This is a genomic window from Clostridium sp. FP2 (assembly GCF_011065955.2).
GTDB classification, from domain to species: Bacteria; Bacillota; Clostridia; order Clostridiales; family Clostridiaceae; genus Clostridium_AD; species Clostridium_AD tagluense.
Map to the genome: position 1 here is coordinate 62,546 of NZ_JAAMNI020000003.1, position 21,376 is coordinate 83,921.

Sequence of the window (21,376 nt, forward strand, 5' to 3'; positions counted from 1 at the left end):
ATTTTTTTAATTTTTTATATAACCTTTTACACGGATTATTCATGCAACACTAAAAAGCTATGCCTTACATAGTCGGATGCAGGACTTTTATTATATAAAGAACTACAACTATGATAGGTAATAATTTTAGCTACTGCTTATGTAAGCCAGAAAAATGTTGGAGAGATCCCTTAATCAATATAACCAATAAAAGTATATGAATGATATTATATGATTTTTTTACTTTAATTGACACCTTGAAAGTGCTATGTTAATATACTAGCATCTTGGTCAAGAAAATATATTTAGAAAGAAGTATGTGTATTAAAAGTAAAAATGAGATGGTGTAAGGGCTTAATGTCTCTTAACGCTAGATATATTAAGGAAGTGAGTTTATGAGTTTATTTGCTACAATCAAAAGAGGTCTTAATAGAACCAAAACCATTTCGGTCTTTCTGTTTATTTTCTTCATTTCAATATTTGCTTTTTATATACAAGCTAGCTTTGATTTTGGACATCCAGCTATTTTTTTGCGTTCTGCTTATGAAAATACTCTGTTTACCGCACTTGGTATTAGGTTTATAATGCTTATCATTGCTATAGTGGGTCCATTGATTATTTCTTTTGCATTTGGTGATATATATTTTGATGATTTAGAAAGTAATTGTGTTTCTCTTATATTAACAAGAGAAAATAAGAAGAAATATCATAGAAATAACCTTTTAGCAGTTTTTATATTATCATTTATCATTATGCTAATTCCTTTATTAATTAATCTTGCATTATGTTTGTTTACATATCCTTTAGAAGGTTTAGATAACGGAACCTTTACGCCTTCATTTGTAATCAATTTACCTAAAGGTAATTATATTGAATATTTAAGGATTCTTCATCCTTTAGCTTATAATATGTTTTACATTCTTACTCCTTCAATAATTTTTGCTCTTTTTGCCTGCATAACTTATTGTTTATCAATGATAATAAAAGCTAATAAATACCTTTGTTGTTTTGTATCTTATGGACTTTATATTGGCTTAGGTATTATTTTAGACAAGCTTCACTTAGAAAAATACAAATTTTCTAGTTATATTAACATATTGTCTGTCAATGCGGGAATTGGTGGTTTTATTAAAATCACTATAATTTTAATAGCAATTATATTTGTAATGTATCTAATAGGAGTAAATAACGAAATAGAGGTGAATTAAATGACATTTAAAAAAGAACTCTTTATGATTTTTTCGCTTTTTATAATATTGTATTTAACAAAAAGTTTTTATGATAGCTACCGTTTATTCGTATTTTTTACTCCAATCTATTTATGGCTTCTTTATGATAATTTAAGAAATTACTATTCATATTATTCAATTACACGATTTTCGGCTTTTTTTAGCTGGCAAAAAAAGCTACTTTTAATAATTGGGGAATATTCAATCATTGGTGCTTTAATATTGTCTATAGATAATGTGTTTATTTCAAATATACCTGCTAATACAAATTTAATTGGTGCTTTATTTTTACAATATTTTTTATTTTTATCTCTACTGGGTGTTGTGCTTATTATTTTGCAGCTTAGCTATAGACGTAGCATTATCGCAGCTGTTATTCTTCTTTTACTGTCCATGACGGACATTCCAATATTTAGATTCTTAATAACACTTTATGATTTGAGACAAATAAAAAATACTAATATCTTTTTATCTATTATTTATTTCTTTGTATTAAATATAATTTCATACAGCGTTTACCTGATTAACAATAAGTTAAAGGGAGGCAGCTATGAATATAGCTAAGGTAAAAAGACTGATTTTTTATATGTTACTAGCAATTATGTTTATAGCATTAAAATACAATATACTTGATACTGCTAGTGATATAAGTACTGCTGTAATATTTATATATAATAGCTTTGATTATAGATATCTTATAGATGTTTATAGTATTTCCATATATGCTATTCCCATCGCTCTTTGGACTTTAATTATAACTATTAGTTGCAATAGCTTTTATGAAAATTATATATTTTTAGTAACTAGATTAGGTGGACAAAAGGTTTTTAAAAGTAAGATCTGTATTAAAGCTATATTTGAAACATTTTGTTTAATTCTATCTACTTACATATTTACTATGCTATTTCTTTACTTGTTGGGTAAATATTCTATTGGAAATATAGGCGTAATACTTTTCTCATTTACAATAAATTATTCAACTGTACTCTTTTTAGTTTTAATCACTCTTATTTTTAGAATTCATCACGCCTTTTCTATTTCCATAGCTTTTACTTATTTAATAGAAATAAGTTTACTTGTGATAGGCGTGTTTTTCGAGTACTTTCAGGTGAATAATTTTTTGATTACTAATCCCTTAATGAGTAGTATATTGTTTTTCCATAATAAACCTTCTAAAAATCATATGCTTATTTCATCCAAAAGTATTGTAATTAATATAGCCTTAATAGTTATAGTATATATCCTATATAACATTCTTTTAAGAAAAAAGGAGGAGAGTTAATGCTTAAAATAAATAATCTATGCAAAAGCTTTAAACATAATGATGTACTTAAAAACATAAATTATACTTTTAAAGCAGGTACAATATATTGTATTCAAGGTAAAAATGGTTCTGGGAAAACCGTATTTCTTAAATCCATTTGTGGTCTTACAAAAGTGACAAGTGGAACAATTGAATATGAGGGTAAAATTTTAAATAAAGATTTTTCTATATTACCTTCTCTTGGCGTAATAATTGAAACACCTATATTTTGGAAGGATAAAACAGGTTTAGAGACCCTTGAATTTCTGACATCTATAAAGGGAAATGTTAAAAAAGAAGAATGCATTGAGGCTTTAAATAAAGTTGGGTTAAGAGATGTAAAAAATGCAAGAATAAGAAAGTACTCCTTAGGCATGAAGCAACGCTTAGCAATAGCCCAAGCTATAGTTGAAAAACCAAAAATTCTACTCCTGGATGAACCTACAAACAGTTTAGACGTTGATGGTGTAGAAATTTTTCAAAAAATAATGCTTGAAGAAAAAGCACGTGGAACTACTATTTTAATAGTAAGTCATGTTATGGATGACATTGAGCAAATTTGTGATAAAAAATTAATTTTGTCTAATGGTATATTAGAAGAAGTTAATTACCAATAAGGAGTATTAATATGAATAAAAAATTCCTATGGATTATCTGTATAACTATTGTAATTGGATCTTCATTCTTTACAGCTTTTAAAGTTAAAAATTCTTTTTTGCCAAGTCCTACACTTAAAGAGGAGAAGAAAATAAATCCGTCTGTTTCTTACTTGTGGCACGACGATGAATCCTTTAAAAGTTCATATCCATATTTTACACTTGATATCAATAATTTTACAGACATTGAAACTGCCTCTGATTTAATATTAGAAGTTGAGCCAGTAGACGACGGAAAACTTGTTGCTTACTCTCTTTTAAGAAAGTGTAAAGTAATAAATACTTTTAAGGGAAAACTAACTGAAAATACAATTTATTTATATGAAAATAGTTATTTTCATCATAGTTGGAATTATTTTTGTTATGAAGGCTACATTAATATGAAAAAAGGTGAAAAATATATTGTTTTTCTCAATAGAATTGAAAACTCTGATAAAGTAGAGAAATCAGAATTGCGTAATGGATATATATTTACAACTCCTAGATTTGGCAAATACGAAATAAATCACCAAGCCAAATTAGTAGAACATGACCCTGATAAAGATGAAATTCATTTTAATGATATAGCTGATTTACCAGTTTTTTTTAATAAAAAATCCTACGTGGATACGTATAATAACATATTAACTGATATTGAAAGAAAATACTTTCAATAATTTCAGTTTTATTTAAGCAAACAATTCTTTACAAATATTAATATTTGAATAGGTAATACTTTCAGTCTTTGGTAGTTATACCTTTAATCCGCCTGCTTAAGTAGGTGAGTAGTTTGAAAAAGAGGGAAATGATATGATAACTTTAATTAAACTAGATTTAAAAAATTGCATAAAAAACGAAAAATTTAAAATATGTTTCTTATCTTTGTTAGGTATTTGTCTATTTTCATTTTTAGCTGTTTGTACAGATTCCTTTATGAGCAACTCATTACAATTAGATTTTACAAATAAAATGGGAATAATGTTAGGAACTAAGGTACGTTCAGTATTTCATTTTATATTATTAGCTATTCCTTTAATTGCATGTGGTATTTATTCTGATTCATTTATATATGAAAGAGATAATAACATATGTGTATATTATTTAACAAGAACTAATAAACGAAAATATTTTACATCTAAAATATTTTCGATTTTTATTATAGTTTTTTTTACTATATTATTGCCACTAAGTATAAATGAACTATTAACGTTTTTAGCTATACCCAATATAGGAATAAATCATGGATATGGCATTACTGTATATCAATTGAAAGCTAATATAAGTGAATTTTTTTTACAAAGTATCTACAATAATCATCCTTATTTATATAATTATCTATTAATTTTAATAACATCATTTTTTGGAGCATTAGTAGCTGTTATAGGGTTTAATCTATCTCTACTGTTTCAAATGAAAAAAATCAACTTGCTTATTTATATGTTTCTAGGAGTTCACTTAACGTCATTTGTTTTACCAAATAGGTTTCAAATATATAATTATATACAATCTTCTCCAGGCAAGCTTAGCGATTTTATTATTGCATTAATTGGGTGGATAGTGCTATGTATCATAAGCGGAACAATTGGTATATGGAAGGAGACTAGAATATAGTTATGAATAAATACATTTACTTAAAGAAGACGATTTTAAGTAAACAAGCTATTCTACTATGGATTCTACTGATAGTAGTAATATTAGTTTTATTTAAAATAAAAGAAAATCTAGGCGATAACAATTTGTCTATTTATATTAATTCTGATTGCTTATTTAGTTACGGCATAGTAATTATACAATTATACGATATTTGAATATTTCAGAATTAATGAAAGTTGTAATAATAAACATTATATTTTTAACATTAATATTCGTAATAGGTTTTAACATAATTCTGCTTATAGGAGTAAAATTGAATTATAAAAACATTTTAATTTTTAAAGATTTAAAATATATTTTATTTACAATCTTAATACAGTTTCTATCATTCTTAATTTTAGGGTTTATTTATTTAGTTATATTTTTTAAAACATACAGCGTAAAAGAATCTCTTATTCCAACTTTTATTATTTATATGATAGCTACTATGAGTAGTTACAAGATATGCTTATATTTTATATTACCTATAAAAGCTAATCAAATTGAAATAATGAATATGATTAGAAATATGCTAAGTATACATTTTATATTTTTATTGTATTTCATAAACAGAAAAAGTAAAGGCATAGAATTATATGAAAAGTAGATATAACAAACTAAATCTAATTTTATTAAATATATTCACAATGATGCTCATAGCAACAATATTATCTGGAGACTTACATGGAATTACTCTTGATATTAAAGATATTTTTATATACTATTATTCGCATACATTTTTAGGAGAAAAAATCACCATAATAAATATACTCACTTCGGCATTTCCTATTATAATAGTGATTTCTATATTTGCAGATGAGGTATCGGTTGAGCTAGAGAAAAATGCAACTTATATATTTACTAGATCAATAAAACGTAAAAAGTGGATTACTTATAAGTTTATACATATTTTTATTAGTCTTATAAAAATTCAATTAATCCAATTTAGTATATCATTTATGTATTTTAGTGCGTTAGGGTATAGAATAAATGATCTAAAATCATCACTAGTAGTTATTATAGAACTGTTTATATTAACCATATTAACTCAGTATATTCTTATAGTAATAGCTAGTTTAGTGACATTAAAAACAAATAATATCTATGGATATATTATCTGTAATTTTATATTTTTAATTAACATACTAATTTTTCATTTGTTTTACTTTAAAAAACAAACATTAGTGAAATATTTACCTTTTACTCAATATATTTTATCTATTCAAGAAAATATATTAGTTAATAGAGATATAAGGTATCTCTCTAATTTTATTGCTGGGTATAATTTTACTCAGGCCGTAATTTACGATATTATAATTACTTTAATATTAATTGGAAGAAAAATAATAGAAAAACATGAATTTTATTAGGAGGAAATATGAGTTATATAGAAATTAAAAATCTTACTAAAACTATAAAGGGAAATAAGGTATTAGACAATATAAATATTAACTTGAGTAATGGGAAAATATATGGATTTATAGGTAGGAATGGTTCAGGGAAGACTATGCTGTTTAGGGCCATATGTGGGCTAATAAGGCCTACTACTGGAGATGTTACTATAGACGGAAAAATTATTTCAAAAGATATAGATTTTCCTGATTCCTGCGGGGCAGTTTTAGAGACACCAGGATTTTGGGATAATCAAACAGGCTTAGAGTGTTTAAAAAATATAGCAAGTATAAAATCAATTATTAATAAAGATATAATATCTCAGTGGATGCTTAAATTAGGATTGGACCCAAAAGACAAAAAAATCTTTAAAAAATATTCATTAGGAATGAAACAAAAGTTAGCTTTAGTACAAGCTCTTATGGAATCACCGGATTTAATCATTTTAGACGAACCAACAAATTCTCTAGATGAAGAAAGCGTTTTTATTTTAAGAGATATTCTAAGAAAAGAAAGAGAAAGAGGCGCAACTATATTACTTTCTAGTCATAATAAAACAGATATTGAAGAATTAAGCGATAAAATTTTTAAAATAGATGCTGGTAGGGTCAAAGAGGTGTAGACATGAAAATTACAAATAAATTATTTCTTTTTATAATAACTATTTCTATATCAATATCTTTAATTGCGGCTATCGTAGTTAGGTTATCCATTTCAAAATTTGAATATCCTGATATTCCTAGGTTAGCAAGTAAAATTATTTATTACCCATATGTAGAAATTGAATTTAGTGGCTCCTTTAAGGATGTACGCGCAACGAAAGATACTAGCACACTTTATAAATATATAGTAAAAGGCAAAGCAACAGGACATAGAGAGATTTTAAAAGGTGCAGTACTTACAGAAATCGAAGTTAATAATGTATTGCAAGGATCTATAAATAGTAAATATATTTATATTTATGAGCCAATAGATATATCTATTGCTAAAGTATCGATGTTATCTACGTTTGAGGGATACAATTTTATAAAATATAATAAGGAATATATTTTTTGTTTATGTGATTTAGATAAAAAATATTATAATATTTTTACTAAGGGTAAAAAAAACATATTTATGTATACAACCCCTTTCTTTGGGAAGTTTCCATTAAAATATAAACCCGAGGATTTTGCTGTAATTAGTGAAAAGGACTTTCTGGTTAAACCTTTTAAGTATTATAATGAATATAGTCATTACGAACAAATATTTAGTTCAGAAAAAACAAAAAATAAATACTTTAAAGAATATAATAGACTTTTAAAACTTACTTTAAAATAATTTTGTCACCTCATTATTTTGGGCACGGCAACCATTCACTGCTAGGTTACCACCCAGTCAATTCTTCCCTTATGCACTCCTTTTGGGCACATAAAGAATATTATTCTTTATGCCTCGCTAACTTTCTGTCTACGCTTAGAGATGTTACGTTACCGCAACATCTCTAAGACTCAATCTTATTTATTCATATTTTCAGATAGGTTCAATAGGTTACCTGATACTTCGCTTAATCTTTGACTGCCAGATGCAATTTGTTCTGCTTGTGCAGCCTGTGATTCACTTGTAACAGAAAATTTGCTTAAGACATCCATTATGGCATTTGTATTTATTTTAATCTTTGCTAGTGCTTCACTAACCTGACCTGTAGAGTTTTTACTATTAGTAGCAAGCTTTCTTATTTCACCAGCTACAACATTAAATCCTATCCCATGCTCACCAGCTCTTGCTGCTTCAATTGCAGCATTAAGACCTAATAGATTTGTAGTGTCTGCTATACTTTTTATATATGAAATTATACCATCCATACTTGTAATGCTGCTTTGAGTTTCAGCTACTAAATGGCTAACATTTTGACTATTTGTAGCTAATTCCTGCGTAGAAGCAGCTAGTTCCTCAGAAGATGCCGCCAACTCTTCTGAAAATGCCTGTAATTCATTGGCCATTTCATTTAGTTCAATTTCTTTTTGCAAAGAAATTGCATAGGTTATTGTGCCAACTACATTTTTGGTACTTGGATTAATTACTGGTATCCCATAGGCAGTAATTGGAAAACCAAAAGTTTCTTTTGAGTAATGTATCGATTGCCTATGTCCTGTTTTTATGGCAATTTCAGAAACCCCGCCCGCTACTACTTGCATACCCTCGTTAATATTTAATTTAAATGTTTCTGCTTGCTTAACAAATACATACTTTCCCTTATCTGTAATTGACATAGATACATCTGATGCGAATAAGGTTGGTAAAATGCTATATACTGTTTTTAATGCCTCAAAAAATTCTTCATCGCTTGTGTTCATTGTTTACTTCCTCCTCATTAACCTAATTAGCTTATATTATATAATCTTTATTACTAAATAGCTATTAATTATTATTCATATAAACTACATATTTATAATTTATTATCTATTTAGAAAAGGAGTATTATACCATTACTTTATGTAAACCAACACCAAAGGTAGAGTTTTTGCATGAATGTTTGATGTATCCCATTATGGTGCTTGTATAATTATTACCGCAAGATTTAAGGGGGAAAGTCGTCTATGTCTACTTCTGAAGTAGTTAATTACAGCAGCGCAGATGATGATTTAATTGTAAATGGCTTTTGCATTTCTGAATAAATCCAATCAAGTCTTTTGTTAACCTCCTGGATGCTACCCTCACCTGCAATCCTTATTGTTGGATACACTTTTTCCATTCTAAATGGTCTAATAATCTGATATAAATCATTCATTTTTTCCTTTTCTTCAGGACTCAACTTATAATTTTCACAGTAGCCTTCCAAAAATTTTGATAATTTACCTTCCATTTCAAGTAATTCTTCTTTGGTGTTCCAAAAATCATCACTCCAATAGGCAAGAAAAATACCTTCTTGTAGCATGTGATTGACAAAAACATCATTCCCACCAATATTAAAATCAATAATCCCACACAAGGAATGATTAGTATCCACCAAAATATTATTTGTTGATAAATCACCTTGAATAGCACCATTTGGCAAGATATCGTAACCTATCTTAATTCTTTCTCTTATTTCATTGTAATTTTTCCAGATTTTTTCTAATAAATCATGATTAACAGACATTTTTTTCAATTCCGTATATAAGGTATATGCATTTAAATAATTTTCATCAAATTCATCTTCTTTACAGAATTTATCAAATAATACCCAAGCACTATTCCAATTAAATTTGAAATTTTTATCTTTAGCTGCTGTATGCATTCTGCCAAGGTACTTTCCTAATTGCCCAAATAGCTTTTCACTTATATGCTCACCTAGATTTAAATCATCTAATGTTTTACCTGATAAATAATCCTCTACCCAAATTAAATATTCTTTTCCTTCAAATTCCTTTAAAATAGCATAATTGCCATCTGAAAATTTTTTGAACTCTGGAACGTTAATTTGCTGCTGTTTATATATTATAGCTAGTTTTGCCCATCCATTTACTTTTTCTATAGTATCATAGTTATTTTTATAAAATTTTACTACATAAGATTGGTTATCATCTGTTTTAACTATACAAATAAATCGGTCTTCATTTTCTCTTGAACGGTCTATAACATTATATTCACTAATTTTTTGTGGTATATCTAACTGACATAATACACTTTTTACATTATAACTGTTCATATCGGCCCCCCTGATATTTTAAGATGTTTTCAAAAATTACAAAAACATTCTGAACCTCATTATATAAATAATTTGTGTTTTTCTACCATTATTTCATAACAAAGTACAGTTGTGACTCAATGTCTAAAAATGTGTCTTAATATTTATATTCTATAAATTTGTTGAACATTGATATTTATAATTTCTACATATCATTCCTTGAGATTTTATCATGCCTAATTTCTTATAAAAAGATTGTAGGCTTTCATCACAGCATAAATCAACCATATAAAAATTATATAATTCTTCTAACATTTTTTTAACCAATTCAGAACCAATACCCTGTTTTTGATATTCAGGTAATACTTCTAAAAGAGGAATATAAGCAGATAAAATTCCATCGCTAACAGCATTTATAAATCCAATTATTTTATTGCTTTTTTCATCTATTGCAACTAAAGACTTATAACTTTTTTCTAATATTTTCCTATGATTTTCTTGACTAGGAGGGTTTGGCCAATCTTTAAAAAAACCTTCTCCTATTTCTAAATTTTTCAAATTGGAAGAATAGATTTTATATAAAATCAAAATTACCACTCCTTATTTATAACTTATTTAAGTTGAACCATTAAGCTGTATAATTCTACCCTTACGACACAAATGATTTATTTAATTATACCATTATTACCTTAAATTAGGTTGAAAAACGAATGTATGATTTTAAGTTAAAGCTTACATTCAATTCTTATAAATTTTGTGGAATAGCCTCAAAGTTAATGTAATTCAATCACTATTGTGGTAATTTATCTTAATTGAAAGTGAAATAATAGTAGTAAGCTGTAACTATAGCTATTTTATAGAAAAATGTTTTTTTATGTATTTTTGTATTTTTATTTAAAAAAATACAATTTTTATAAATAACTAAAGTTTTACATTTTAATCTCGATAACTATAATAATTATGTATTATTCTTTGAGACTTTATTGAGGTAGTAACCGCAAAGTGTAAATAATTGGCTTAGCATTGTAAATTTACGATTTGCGAGTACTACCCTTATTTGAGAGGGGAAATAGAAAATGATTATTGGAAATGTAAATTCTTATGCAAAAAATCCATATATGAACAATAGTAACTACAAACAACTTCAAAAGGTACTCAATAGCAACAATAAAATTGCTAATATTAATAAAAAAGAGGCTAACCAAACCCCAAAAGACCTTATAAGGCAGAAAGTAATGATTATGAATACTCAATTAACAGTCATTCAAAATTCAGAACAACAAATTCAGAGTGGAATGACAATCTTACAAAAAAAAGAGAGTGGTTTAGACAATATAAATGATGTAGGAAACCAACTTAAAGAATTAGCTACACAATATAAAAAATCTGATTTGAGTGAAAATGATAAGTTAGAAATTGAAAAAAAAACAGGAGAGTTAGTAAAGAATTTAGGAAACCTAATCAACAAAAATGACATTGTAGGCGATAAGATAATTAAGATGAATGGTTCTGACGGTGAAACGAGCATTATATTATCTAAGGGTATTGATATAACCTTGGATTTTGGTAAATTAGACGAGGTTAAGCTAAACAATAAAAATAAAGCAGATGATGATAAACACTTTTTTAGCAATGTTAGTGTAAAAACTTTGCTAGAAAACCATTCTATAATTGAAGAAAGGATATTAAAACCAGTACAAAAAGTTATAGAAAAAGTAAATGATGAAAAATCAATTGTATATAATAAGTTTATAAAAGAGTATGCGTCAGCAACAAATTCAATTGATGAATTGTTTAAAATAGGTGGAATAAGTGCATATGCAAAAGATGTAAAAATGTTACAACAGAAATCAATGTATATTGCTGTTTCTGAATTATACTCTCACTCTTCGAATATGAATAAAGATAATGTCTCTTAATTACTGAAATTTATGTATATAATGTTTTTTTTATAAAAGCTAGGATGGAAAGAGAATGTGTAGTGGTACAAAGTTCAATACGTTCCTATATGGAAATCCATATAGGGGCTTTTTTTGTTGAAATGGAAGGAGATATTAATTGCGAAATTCAGTAAGTAGCTTAAAATTTTAAAATAAGTTAGGGATGCACAAAGACTTACTGGGGTGGTATAATACTCTGAAATACAAAGATCATCATACTATAACAGTTAATATAAATTTTATGTACTAATACTAATTTATAATACTAATTTATAATACTAATTTATAATATTAATATTTAATACTAATATATAATACTAATATCTAATACTAATATTTAATCCTGTATGACTAACACAGCAGATAACGACAATAATTAGAACTTTTTATAATTTTTGTTGGACAACAAAGTTTGGAGACAAGAAATTAACTCCCGCACAAAGACTTGGTAGTACGGATAAAGTTTTTGATTATAAAGATATAATATATTTCAGATAAGAAGATTATATTAGGGTATGTGAAGATTAATACGCAAAAAATTTAAGGAGAGAAAATTATCCATCCTTAAATTTACAGTATTATAATATTGCATATTTAAAAAAATATTTTAAGTACAGCAACAAAGAATAAGAAAAATCCAACTAAAATACAAAATATTGCTACTTTTTTATTCTTAATATTGTAATATCCGTTAAGTATACTAAAAATACCTGAGGATAGTAATATAAGTAACATTGAATTCATATCAATTATGCCCAATAAACTCAATAAGGTTAAACCCAATAATGTAAACCCAATAACAGTAACTACTGTAACTAATCTATTAATAACCTTTATTTTTTCCAACTTATCACCCCCCTAATTTTATATAAATATATATTGGTTATAGCTGATTTTCATACTGATTGTAACATAAATTTTAAATATTGGGAGTTATAGAATAATTTATTGAATTTAAATGCAATATAATTACTTACATTCAACATCGGCTGATATTAGAATAAACGCAGTTTAGTTGTGTTAAATCATCACCGGAGCAGCTGTTTATTTTTTCTTTGCCAAAAAACATACTATCTCTTAAAAGGCCACCATGGGCTATTTATGCTGCACTGTCTCTATACCTCTCAGTATTATATTTATAATAAATACAAGATAACAAGTAAATATAATGTATTATATTGATGTTACAGATTCGAAGAAGATGACTTAAGGAAGGTTAAGTGGCCTTAATCTGAATGTAACTAAAGTAACTATGAATATCTTCAAAAACTGTACCTTATTTGTAACCTATTTTGCATTGGGTACCCCTATACTTTAGATAAGAAATAAAGCAATAGTATATGATATTATGCTTTAAGGGGGAATTAGATTGAAAAATATTAAGATTTTAACACAATTCAAACAAAAAACAAAGGTAGTTATAGCTACTACTATTATGGGTATTGCCTTGGTATCTGTAGGGGGTATCAACAATATAAATTATAATAGTAGTACAAATAGTGTGGATAAATATACACAAGTATTTGGCAGTGTATACGAAACACAGCAGGGTGTAACAACAGGAAGTAATTTGAGTGTAAGAAGTGGAGCTGGAACAAACTATTCTATATTGGGAAGTATGAAAAGTGGGACCAAAATTAGTATAATCGGAAAGACAAATAATTTTTACAAGATAACTTATGGTAGTAAAACGGGGTATGTAAGTACGCAGTATGTAAAAATAACAGCTAAGCCAGTTGTTGCAGCTAAAGCAGCCGTGGTAGTTCCATTCGAAACACAGCAGGGGGTAACAACAGGAAGTGATTTGAGTGTAAGAAGTGGAGCAGGAACAAATTATTCTATATTGGGAAGTATGAAAATTGGGACTAAAATTAGTATAACCGGAAAGTCGAATAATTTTTACAAGGTAACTTACGGTAGTAAAACGGGGTATGTAAGTGCTCAGTATGTAAAAATAACAGCTAAGCCAGTTGTTGCAGCTAAAGTGGCCGAGGTAGTGCCATACGAAACACAGCAAGGTGTAACAACAGCAAGCAGTTTGAGTGTAAGAAGTGGAGCAGGAACAAACTATCCTATATTGGGAAGTATAAAAAGTGGGACCAAAATTAGTATAACCGGAAAGACAAATAATTTTTACAAGATAACTTACAATGGTAAAACGGGCTATATAAGTTCACAGTATGTAAAAATAAGCTAGGATTGCTCCTGGCTTTTTTCAATAAGGTTTAGAATTTATATAGATCTAATACAAAAAAATAGTGTATATAATTAACCACCATTATTTTCATCATACTTATGCTCTTAGCTACGGATTATCCTCTAGGAGCATACATAATTATAGTAACTCCAACTAGCGCTATTACCCCACCAATTAAATCAAATTTATCAGGGAGCATATTATCAATTTTCCAACCCCACAAGATAGATAATACAATAAAGATACCACCATAAGTTGCATATACTCTACCAAAATTAGCACTTGGTGGTTGTAATGTAGGAATGATGCCATATAAAATTAATGCAATTGCGCCAATAACTCCGTACAATATGCTTTTTCCTTCACGCATCCATAGCCATATAAGGTAACCACCGCCTATTTCAAATACTCCTGCTAATATAAAATAAAACATTGACCTAATAAATTCCAATTATAGTCCTCCTTCGTTAAATGCTATATCAAAGCAAATACTGATATTAATTCTCATTATCAATATAAATGCATTATAATCTTACTATATTATCTTATGAATATCAAGAAAATATAAAATAGGTATTTTTGTGACAGTTTAAATGTGAAATTCTGCAAAGAATATGATAGCAAAAGCCTAAAGCAGAAATATTATATTTCATACTTTAAGCTTAAATCATCACCCGCACAGCTGTTTATCTTCTTCGAAGCTGCAATATTAACGACTTCAGAAGGAAATTTAGACTCCCACTTATAGAAGTAGGAGACTTTCCTTCTGAAATGTCGTTAAAATTTTATCTTTACCATTTTTCGCTGAGGGGAACTATCACACTATATTTCCTTGAGTAACCTTAATTTCTTTTCCTTTAAACACAATAGCGAGTTTTACTATATCTTTTATTCCTTTTTCTAATAACTCTGTTTCATATTTCTTATCTTCTATTTGCTTTAATGCTTTTGCTGTTCCTTCTTCTATTGTATAAGATAAAAAATCATCAATTTTCTTAAATTCAATAATAATTCCTATCTTAGAAACATCTTTAGGAATTATCATAACATCATATCTCCCATATCCACTTTCTTTATTTGACTTAACCTCATAACCTTTTGAAAGTGAAATAAGCATTCCCAGTACAAATGCATGATAAACCCTTTCTGGTTCTTTTCCTGATACATCAAAGTAACTTATATTATTTATTACAAATTCTTTGAATAATCCTGCAAAAATCTCTATATTACCAGTTATTAAAGTCTTTAACATCAATTCATATTTTTGGTTTGTCGTTGATTCTTTAAACCATTTTTCAATCAAGTTATTATAGAAAATAAGCACTTCTTTATTAGGAATTTTAAGTTCACACTGCAATATTCCTTCTATATTTTCTGTTTTTATAGCCTTTAAATATCCACACATAAGTAAAAAGCTCCAAATATTTTCATTAGAATCTTCAACCTCTGACATTACAATGCTATCATCAATTGCTTTACTTATTGAGTTTCCAGATATAAGCTCTTCGAGTTCTAGTTTCATATTTGTGTCACCTTTTAGTAACAAATTCTTTATTAAATCATTGCTACTACTATTAATCCAATAAGGCATAAAACCCATTTCATTATTATCAATATAATTTAAAACTGACCATGGATTATATATTGTTTTCCCGCCAAAAACATAGCCATTATACCATTTCTTTATATCATCACTTTTATCTTGCAAATCATAATAAGTTAATAATTCTTTTAATTCTTGTTCTGTAAATCCAAATTTATCTTTAAACTTTAATCCAAGTATAGTATTTACTTGCAAATTATTAAGTCCTGAAAAAATACTTTCCTTTGCAACTCTAAGGATTCCTGTTATCATTGCTTTTTCTAAATATATATTATCTTTAAGTGCATCACTTAGCATATTTCTTATTAATGAAATCATGTTATCGTAATAGTCTCTCATATAACTTTCTTGAATTGGTACATCATATTCATCGATAAGCAAAATTACCTTCTTATTGTAATATTTATATAAATAATTAGTGAGATTTTTTAGAGAAATTGTTAATAGAATTAAATCAGCTTCTCTATTTATAATTTTATTAAAATCTCTCTTTTCATCTTCTTTAAAAATTTCACTTTCCATTAAATATCTATACTCTTTATACACTTCTGACATAAGCATTTCAATTGCACTTATTGCATTTTCAAAATTATTATATTTGACTCCCTTGAAAGTAACAAAAACAACAGGATATTCTCCTTGAAGGTTCATTATTTCTTTTTCATTTTCTATTTTTAGACTTTTAAACAAATCTTTTGTATCTGCTTTAGTTCTTATGTCAAAGAAATATCTAAGCATACTTAAATTTAATGTTTTACCAAATCTTCTTGGTCTAGGCGTTAATATTATGTCCGCACCATTCTCCATAAATTCTTTTATGAGCATACTTTTATCTACAAAATAATTATTTTCTTCTATTAATTTCTTAAAGTCAGATGTTCCTATTTGTATACTTTTTTTCATTTAATGCACCTTCTCTCTGCTACCAGTTTTAATTTCATTATACATTATTATAGCCAATTTAACTGTGTTTTAATAATATTAGGCACAAAAAATAACAGACTCGCATAGCTTTGTTTGCTCTAAATATACTTCACAATATATAGCAAAAGCCTAAAGCAGAAATATTATATTTCATACTTTAAGCTTAAAATTTTATCTTTACCATTTTTCGCTGAGGGGAACTATCACACTATATTTCCTTGAGTAACCTTAATTTCTTTTCCTTTAAACACAATAGCGAGTTTTACTATATCTTTTATTCCTTTTTCTAATAACTCTGTTTCATATTTCTTATCTTCTATTTGCTTTAATGCTTTTGCTGTTCCTTCTTCTATTGTATAAGATAAAAAATCATCAATTTTCTTAAATTCAATAATAATTCCTATCTTAGAAACATCTTTAGGAATTATCATAACATCATATCTCCCATATCCACTTTCTTTATTTGACTTAACCTCATAACCTTTTGAAAGTGAAATAAGCATTCCCAGTACAAATGCATGATAAACCCTTTCTGGTTCTTTTCCTGATACATCAAAGTAACTTATATTATTTATTACAAATTCTTTGAATAATCCTGCAAAAATCTCTATATTACCAGTTATTAAAGTCTTTAACATCAATTCATATTTTTGGTTTGTCGTTGATTCTTTAAACCATTTTTCAATCAAGTTATTATAGAAAATAAGCACTTCTTTATTAGGAATTTTAAGTTCACACTGCAATATTCCTTCTATATTTTCTGTTTTTATAGCCTTTAAATATCCACACATAAGTAAAAAGCTCCAAATATTTTCATTAGAATCTTCAACCTCTGACATTACAATGCTATCATCAATTGCTTTACTTATTGAGTTTCCAGATATAAGCTCTTCGAGTTCTAGTTTCATATTTGTGTCACCTTTTAGTAACAAATTCTTTATTAAATCATTGCTACTACTATTAATCCAATAAGGCATAAAACCCATTTCATTATTATCAATATAATTTAAAACTGACCATGGATTATATATTGTTTTCCCGCCAAAAACATAGCCATTATACCATTTCTTTATATCATCACTTTTATCTTGCAAATCATAATAATTTAATAATTCTTTTAATTCTTGTTCTGTAAATCCAAATTTATCTTTAAACTTTAATCCAAGTATAGTATTTACTTGCAAATTATTAAGTCCAGAAAAAATACTTTCCTTTGCAACTCTAAGGATTCCTGTTATCATTGCTTTTTCTAAATATATATTATCTTTAAGTGCGCAGGTTAATATATTTCTTATTAAAGAAATCATTTCATCATAATATCCACGCATATAGGCTTCTTGAATTGGTACATCATATTCATCTATGAATAACATTACTTTCCTTCCATAATGTTTATTCATATATATCATGAGGTTGCTTATACCCTCAGAAAATACCCCTAATTGTGCTTTTCTAGAAATTATTTCTTTGAAATCAGCTTTGTCAAATTCTGATAATTTGTCACTGTATAATAAATAATCATGCTCTTTGTATAAATTAGATAATAACATCTGAATTCCATCTTTAAAATCTTCATATGATAAGTGCTTTTGATTTTTAAAAGTAACAAAAATAACAGGATATTCCCCTTGAAGTTTCATTATTTCTTTTTCATTTTCTATTTTTAAACTTTTAAATAATTCTTTAGTATCTGATTTAGTTCTTATGTCAAAGAAATATCCAAGCATACTTAAATTTAATGTTTTACCAAATCTTCTTGGTCTAGGCGTTAATATTATGTCTGCACCATTCTCCATAAATTCTTTTATGAGCATACTTTTATCTACAAAATAATTATTTTCTTCTATTAATTTCTTAAAGTCAGATGTTCCTATTTGTATACTTTTTTTCATTTAATGCACCTTCTCTCTGCTACCAGTTTTAATTTTATTATACATTATTATAGCCAATTTTACTGTCTTTTAATAATATTAGGCAAACAAGTAATAGACTCGCATAGCCTTGTTTGCTCTAAATCTACTCCACAAGATATAGCAAAAGCCTAAAGCAGAAATATTATATTTCATACTTTAGGCTAAAAATTTTTAATAAGACGTTTGATACTACTATTTCACCCAGAAAAATCTTCTGTCTTAGAGCTAAATGTTTTTTTATGCTTTTTCTTAATTTCATTTCAGTATGTCTGTTGTTGTTTTAATAGTTTTACATACAACAAGTTTTAAAGATTTTAGGCATAGCACAAAGCATTAACAACTATGTTTTGTATTGGCCCTTATGAATATTTTAGATATAAGGACTTTAAAAGAAAAGTATTGTTACAGGCACAAAAGGAAAATTAGTTTATTTTAAATATGCAAAGTAGTATTGTGTTCTTATATAAATCTTATCAATAATATTGAAAATAATACCAAAATATGGTAAAATATTTTTATGTTTCATATGTTGAGGGGACTGTTGGCAAAGCATAAATTTACTGATGAAAGATTAGACATATATGAGGAGCTTTTAGAGGATATTAAAAAGGTGTTTAAGGGGAGATACCATAAAAGATAGATAAGGTAAAGGTTGATGCTTTGGAGAAAGTGGACCAGCTACAGATTAAGTATGGGATATAATTTAATGAATACTGTGAAATGAGGACATATTAAAAGTAAAAGGTTTATAAGGAGATAAATCATGAAAAATAAAATAGCGTTTATAGTAGCATTATTAGTAACTTTAAGCTGTCAAATAGTATTTGCAGACATAGCAGTAGTAACTAGATCACCTTCGCTAGATGTAAGAAGTACTGCTTCATCCAGCGCTTCCATTATAGGTTCACTACCAAAGAATTCAAAGGTAAACACTCTTGGAACTTCAAATGTTTTTTATAAGATAAATTACAACGGAAAAATAGGATATATAGAAAGTTCTTATACTAAAATAGTAACAAAAGTTCAGAAAATACCAGTGTTAATGTATCATAAATTAACAACTATTAGTGCTAAACAAGATGGTCTAGTAGTATTACAATCAGCATTTAGATCACAGATGAACTATTTAAAAACACATGGTTATAATACAATATCATTAGACCAGTTCTATGATAACTTATCTAAGGGAACTGCATTACCTAATAAACCTGTATTAATAACATTTGACGATGGATATGTAAATAATTATACATTAGCATATCCAATACTAAAGGCAAATAAGCAAAAGGCTACAGTATTTATGATATCAAAGGATATAGATACAAATCCAGGTTCGATGACTTCAAAACAGTTAAAAGAAATGGATGCTAACGGATTTAGAGTAGAAAATCATACCAATAAGCATGAAAACTTACCAACTTTATCATATACAAATCAATTAGCTACAATAACTAAAACAAAGCAGGTACTAGAAAAACTATTAGGCAGAAAAGTTGTTTATTTGGCCTATCCCTATGGTGCATACAATTCTAGTGCAATAAAAGCAGCAAAAGCAGCAGGGTGTAATTTAGGAGTAACTACAGACGCAGGACTTACTTCAAACGAAGATAAACCATATGAAATTAATAGAATATTTATGGGTCCACTAGATAATTTGACAACTCTAGCACATAAATTAAAGTATGGTGAATAATACTGACGTAATTATTTGCGTTAGCTGAAATCTAGACTGTATATCATGATATAAACGGACTTTTTAAGAAAAAATAATATTATTAAAAAAAATCCTTCACTTTAAATATGAAGGATTTTTTTTATTTGTCATGACAAAAGTTTAGCCTTGCAAAAATGCAAACCATCTATCTCAAATTACTCTGCATATAAACTATCCGCATAGCCTTCAATTAATTTACTTACTAGGGAGCTTATATAAAACTTTTTTGTTTTTGAGGTTTTCTTTTGTGTTATGATTACATATTCCTTTTTATGGTATTTCGTAAATTAGCATCTGCTATGCCAACTATTCGTTATGAATTTACTAATATAGAATTAACATATAAATTTGTTAAATATAGTAATTAATATTAGGACTTCAAAGTAAATTTATACCATACCTTGTGGCAAATTAGAATTACCAGTTTCTATATTACATAATATATGAAAAACAATCAATATGTCATATTAGAGGTAATTGGTAATTTACATTTTTTTACAACACTAGTGTTTGAGCCATTTCTTATCTGACACAAGCCACTTGTGTCAGATTGCCAATATATTACAAATAACTATTGTATTTGTAATATATGTAATTACATTATTTGGAATTATTTTTTAGAAGGTATTTTTTATATATTGCTATTTGTTTAACCTTAGCTTTGGAAAAATATTTAACATTTATTACAATTAAATATATAAAATAAAAAGGGTGGCGTTTATACTGGAGAGTTTAGTTAAAAAGGAAAAAATGTAAATAGAAAATCTTTGATGGATACTATTAACTAGAACAGTATTAATTGCAAAAAATTACTTAGTTATAAAATCCTCAAATCCATCAGCATATTTTGTAGGTAAAAACTCAACTATTTCGTATTCAGCAATTTTGTTAATATAAAATGGGTCTTCGCTAATTATTGTTTTAACTTCTTCCATATTTTTAGCATTACAAAGGATTATTCCACCACTCCTCGGATTTTTTCTTCCTGAACAAATAAATTTTTGTAATGAATAGTATTTTTCTAAATATTGTATGTGTGCTTTTATTTCCCTGTCAACTTCTTCAAGTGGTTTTATGTAATTTAATGATAAAATAAACATTAATAATCTCCTCCTAAAAACTATTCTTAATTCTCCTTAATATACAAATGTATCTTAAATATTATATCATGAAATTTAAATATTCTTAAATATAGCCCAATAATCAAAAATGAAGAAAGTAGTAAATCCCCTTGATGGTAAAGGGATTTACTACTTTAGTAAGAAG

At 27.0% G+C, this 21,376-nt stretch carries 22 protein-coding genes; 14 read left to right on the top strand and 8 right to left on the bottom strand.

All coding sequences use genetic code 11. From position 1 onward, the window contains the following. The first annotated feature begins 374 nt into the window (after positions 1 to 374). The 11 genes from G9F71_RS25965 to G9F71_RS26015 all read left to right on the top strand — a co-directional run bounded on the left by G9F71_RS25965 (position 375) and on the right by G9F71_RS26015 (position 7,490). Positions 375 to 1,187 carry a hypothetical protein gene (locus G9F71_RS25965; protein ID WP_164947862.1) on the top strand — a complete coding sequence of 271 codons (813 nt, stop codon included), beginning with the start codon at positions 375 to 377 and terminating at the stop codon, positions 1,185 to 1,187. Beyond that, a complete protein-coding gene (locus G9F71_RS25970) occupies positions 1,188 to 1,772 on the top strand; it encodes a hypothetical protein (protein ID WP_164951709.1) in 585 nt (194 codons plus the stop codon). After that, positions 1,759 to 2,490 carry a hypothetical protein gene (locus G9F71_RS25975; protein ID WP_164951708.1) on the top strand — a complete coding sequence of 244 codons (732 nt, stop codon included), beginning with the start codon at positions 1,759 to 1,761 and terminating at the stop codon, positions 2,488 to 2,490. Before G9F71_RS25970 ends, G9F71_RS25975 begins: the two co-directional genes overlap by 14 nt. Further along, positions 2,490 to 3,128, top strand: a complete 639-nt coding sequence (locus G9F71_RS25980) for an ABC transporter ATP-binding protein (protein WP_164947865.1) — start codon at positions 2,490 to 2,492, stop codon at positions 3,126 to 3,128. The genes G9F71_RS25975 and G9F71_RS25980 overlap by 1 nt, the downstream gene beginning before the upstream one ends. Positions 3,129 to 3,139: 11 nt before the next feature. Continuing rightward, a complete protein-coding gene (locus G9F71_RS25985; protein ID WP_164951707.1) occupies positions 3,140 to 3,823 on the top strand; it encodes a hypothetical protein in 684 nt (227 codons plus the stop codon). Positions 3,824 to 3,956: 133 nt separating this feature from the next. Beyond that, positions 3,957 to 4,757: a hypothetical protein gene (locus G9F71_RS25990; RefSeq protein ID WP_164951706.1), complete on the top strand. Its 801-nt coding sequence runs from the start codon at positions 3,957 to 3,959 to the stop codon at positions 4,755 to 4,757. Positions 4,758 to 4,759: 2 nt separating this feature from the next. Then, positions 4,760 to 4,954 (top strand): hypothetical protein, encoded by a 195-nt coding sequence (locus tag G9F71_RS25995; protein WP_164951705.1) that lies wholly within the window; start codon positions 4,760 to 4,762, stop codon positions 4,952 to 4,954. A 98-nt stretch (positions 4,955 to 5,052) separates the two neighbouring features. After that, positions 5,053 to 5,385 (top strand): hypothetical protein, encoded by a 333-nt coding sequence (locus G9F71_RS26000; protein WP_224626921.1) that lies wholly within the window; start codon positions 5,053 to 5,055, stop codon positions 5,383 to 5,385. After that, on the top strand, positions 5,375 to 6,148 hold the full coding sequence (locus tag G9F71_RS26005; RefSeq protein WP_164951704.1) for a DUF2705 family protein: 774 nt from the start codon (positions 5,375 to 5,377) through the stop codon (positions 6,146 to 6,148). Before G9F71_RS26000 ends, G9F71_RS26005 begins: the two co-directional genes overlap by 11 nt. 8 nt (positions 6,149 to 6,156) lie before the next feature. Next, positions 6,157 to 6,792 carry an ABC transporter ATP-binding protein gene (locus G9F71_RS26010; RefSeq protein ID WP_164951703.1) on the top strand — a complete coding sequence of 212 codons (636 nt, stop codon included), beginning with the start codon at positions 6,157 to 6,159 and terminating at the stop codon, positions 6,790 to 6,792. Positions 6,793 to 6,794: 2 nt separating this feature from the next. After that, entirely contained in the window at positions 6,795 to 7,490 is a 696-nt protein-coding gene (locus tag G9F71_RS26015) for a hypothetical protein (RefSeq protein ID WP_164947871.1), read from the top strand. A 176-nt stretch (positions 7,491 to 7,666) separates the two neighbouring features. On the opposite strand, the gene G9F71_RS26020 is transcribed toward G9F71_RS26015, so the two are convergent. The 3 genes from G9F71_RS26020 to G9F71_RS26030 form a co-directional block, all read right to left on the bottom strand. Next, a complete protein-coding gene (locus G9F71_RS26020) occupies positions 7,667 to 8,506 on the bottom strand; it encodes a methyl-accepting chemotaxis protein (RefSeq protein WP_164947872.1) in 840 nt (279 codons plus the stop codon). A gap of 266 nt (positions 8,507 to 8,772) precedes the next feature. Continuing rightward, positions 8,773 to 9,840 carry a phosphotransferase enzyme family protein gene (locus tag G9F71_RS26025; protein ID WP_164947873.1) on the bottom strand — a complete coding sequence of 356 codons (1,068 nt, stop codon included), beginning with the start codon at positions 9,838 to 9,840 and terminating at the stop codon, positions 8,773 to 8,775. A 150-nt stretch (positions 9,841 to 9,990) separates the two neighbouring features. Then, positions 9,991 to 10,407: a GNAT family N-acetyltransferase gene (locus G9F71_RS26030; RefSeq protein ID WP_164951702.1), complete on the bottom strand. Its 417-nt coding sequence runs from the start codon at positions 10,405 to 10,407 to the stop codon at positions 9,991 to 9,993. A 488-nt stretch (positions 10,408 to 10,895) separates the two neighbouring features. Between G9F71_RS26030 and G9F71_RS26035 the strand changes: the two genes are divergently transcribed. Continuing rightward, positions 10,896 to 11,738: a hypothetical protein gene (locus G9F71_RS26035; protein ID WP_164951701.1), complete on the top strand. Its 843-nt coding sequence runs from the start codon at positions 10,896 to 10,898 to the stop codon at positions 11,736 to 11,738. Between the two features lie 615 nt (positions 11,739 to 12,353). Here G9F71_RS26035 and G9F71_RS26040 read toward each other — a convergent pair. Further along, positions 12,354 to 12,605: a hypothetical protein gene (locus G9F71_RS26040; RefSeq protein ID WP_164951700.1), complete on the bottom strand. Its 252-nt coding sequence runs from the start codon at positions 12,603 to 12,605 to the stop codon at positions 12,354 to 12,356. 523 nt (positions 12,606 to 13,128) lie between these two features. Between G9F71_RS26040 and G9F71_RS26045 the strand changes: the two genes are divergently transcribed. Next, positions 13,129 to 13,956, top strand: coding sequence for an SH3 domain-containing protein (locus G9F71_RS26045; protein ID WP_164951699.1), 828 nt, complete (start codon positions 13,129 to 13,131; stop codon positions 13,954 to 13,956). Between the two features lie 115 nt (positions 13,957 to 14,071). On the opposite strand, the gene G9F71_RS26050 is transcribed toward G9F71_RS26045, so the two are convergent. From G9F71_RS26050 to G9F71_RS26060, 3 genes are all read right to left on the bottom strand, one after another. Continuing rightward, positions 14,072 to 14,407, bottom strand: coding sequence for a YnfA family protein (locus tag G9F71_RS26050; protein ID WP_164951698.1), 336 nt, complete (start codon positions 14,405 to 14,407; stop codon positions 14,072 to 14,074). A gap of 366 nt (positions 14,408 to 14,773) precedes the next feature. Then, complete coding sequence (locus G9F71_RS26055) at positions 14,774 to 16,462, bottom strand: AAA family ATPase (protein WP_224626923.1); 1,689 nt, start codon at positions 16,460 to 16,462, stop codon at positions 14,774 to 14,776. A gap of 224 nt (positions 16,463 to 16,686) precedes the next feature. Further along, entirely contained in the window at positions 16,687 to 18,375 is a 1,689-nt protein-coding gene (locus tag G9F71_RS26060; RefSeq protein WP_224626925.1) for an AAA family ATPase, read from the bottom strand. Positions 18,376 to 19,159: 784 nt separating this feature from the next. Between G9F71_RS26060 and G9F71_RS26065 the strand changes: the two genes are divergently transcribed. Then, complete coding sequence (locus G9F71_RS26065) at positions 19,160 to 20,089, top strand: polysaccharide deacetylase family protein (protein WP_164952367.1); 930 nt, start codon at positions 19,160 to 19,162, stop codon at positions 20,087 to 20,089. An 830-nt stretch (positions 20,090 to 20,919) separates the two neighbouring features. Here the strand turns inward: G9F71_RS26065 and G9F71_RS26070 are convergent. Then, positions 20,920 to 21,210 (bottom strand): YciI family protein, encoded by a 291-nt coding sequence (locus G9F71_RS26070; protein WP_164952368.1) that lies wholly within the window; start codon positions 21,208 to 21,210, stop codon positions 20,920 to 20,922. Positions 21,211 to 21,376 lie beyond the last annotated feature (166 nt).

Excerpts from the sequence above, each read along its gene's own strand:
- G9F71_RS26055 (WP_224626923.1), bottom strand. The coding sequence starts at position 16,462 with ATGAAAAAAAGTATACAAATAGGAACATCTGACTTTAAGAAATTAATA.
- G9F71_RS26025 (WP_164947873.1), bottom strand. The coding sequence starts at position 9,840 with ATGAACAGTTATAATGTAAAAAGTGTATTATGTCAGTTAGATATACCA.
- G9F71_RS25970 (WP_164951709.1), top strand. The coding sequence starts at position 1,188 with ATGACATTTAAAAAAGAACTCTTTATGATTTTTTCGCTTTTTATAATA.
- G9F71_RS25995 (WP_164951705.1), top strand. The coding sequence starts at position 4,760 with ATGAATAAATACATTTACTTAAAGAAGACGATTTTAAGTAAACAAGCT.
- G9F71_RS26035 (WP_164951701.1), top strand. The coding sequence starts at position 10,896 with ATGATTATTGGAAATGTAAATTCTTATGCAAAAAATCCATATATGAAC.
- G9F71_RS26005 (WP_164951704.1), top strand. The coding sequence starts at position 5,375 with ATGAAAAGTAGATATAACAAACTAAATCTAATTTTATTAAATATATTC.
- G9F71_RS25980 (WP_164947865.1), top strand. The coding sequence starts at position 2,490 with ATGCTTAAAATAAATAATCTATGCAAAAGCTTTAAACATAATGATGTA.
- G9F71_RS26060 (WP_224626925.1), bottom strand. The coding sequence starts at position 18,375 with ATGAAAAAAAGTATACAAATAGGAACATCTGACTTTAAGAAATTAATA.
- G9F71_RS26020 (WP_164947872.1), bottom strand. The coding sequence starts at position 8,506 with ATGAACACAAGCGATGAAGAATTTTTTGAGGCATTAAAAACAGTATAT.
- G9F71_RS26015 (WP_164947871.1), top strand. The coding sequence starts at position 6,795 with ATGAAAATTACAAATAAATTATTTCTTTTTATAATAACTATTTCTATA.
- G9F71_RS26010 (WP_164951703.1), top strand. The coding sequence starts at position 6,157 with ATGAGTTATATAGAAATTAAAAATCTTACTAAAACTATAAAGGGAAAT.
- G9F71_RS25985 (WP_164951707.1), top strand. The coding sequence starts at position 3,140 with ATGAATAAAAAATTCCTATGGATTATCTGTATAACTATTGTAATTGGA.
- G9F71_RS26070 (WP_164952368.1), bottom strand. The coding sequence starts at position 21,210 with ATGTTTATTTTATCATTAAATTACATAAAACCACTTGAAGAAGTTGAC.
- G9F71_RS25990 (WP_164951706.1), top strand. The coding sequence starts at position 3,957 with ATGATAACTTTAATTAAACTAGATTTAAAAAATTGCATAAAAAACGAA.
- G9F71_RS25975 (WP_164951708.1), top strand. The coding sequence starts at position 1,759 with ATGAATATAGCTAAGGTAAAAAGACTGATTTTTTATATGTTACTAGCA.
- G9F71_RS25965 (WP_164947862.1), top strand. The coding sequence starts at position 375 with ATGAGTTTATTTGCTACAATCAAAAGAGGTCTTAATAGAACCAAAACC.
- G9F71_RS26065 (WP_164952367.1), top strand. The coding sequence starts at position 19,160 with ATGAAAAATAAAATAGCGTTTATAGTAGCATTATTAGTAACTTTAAGC.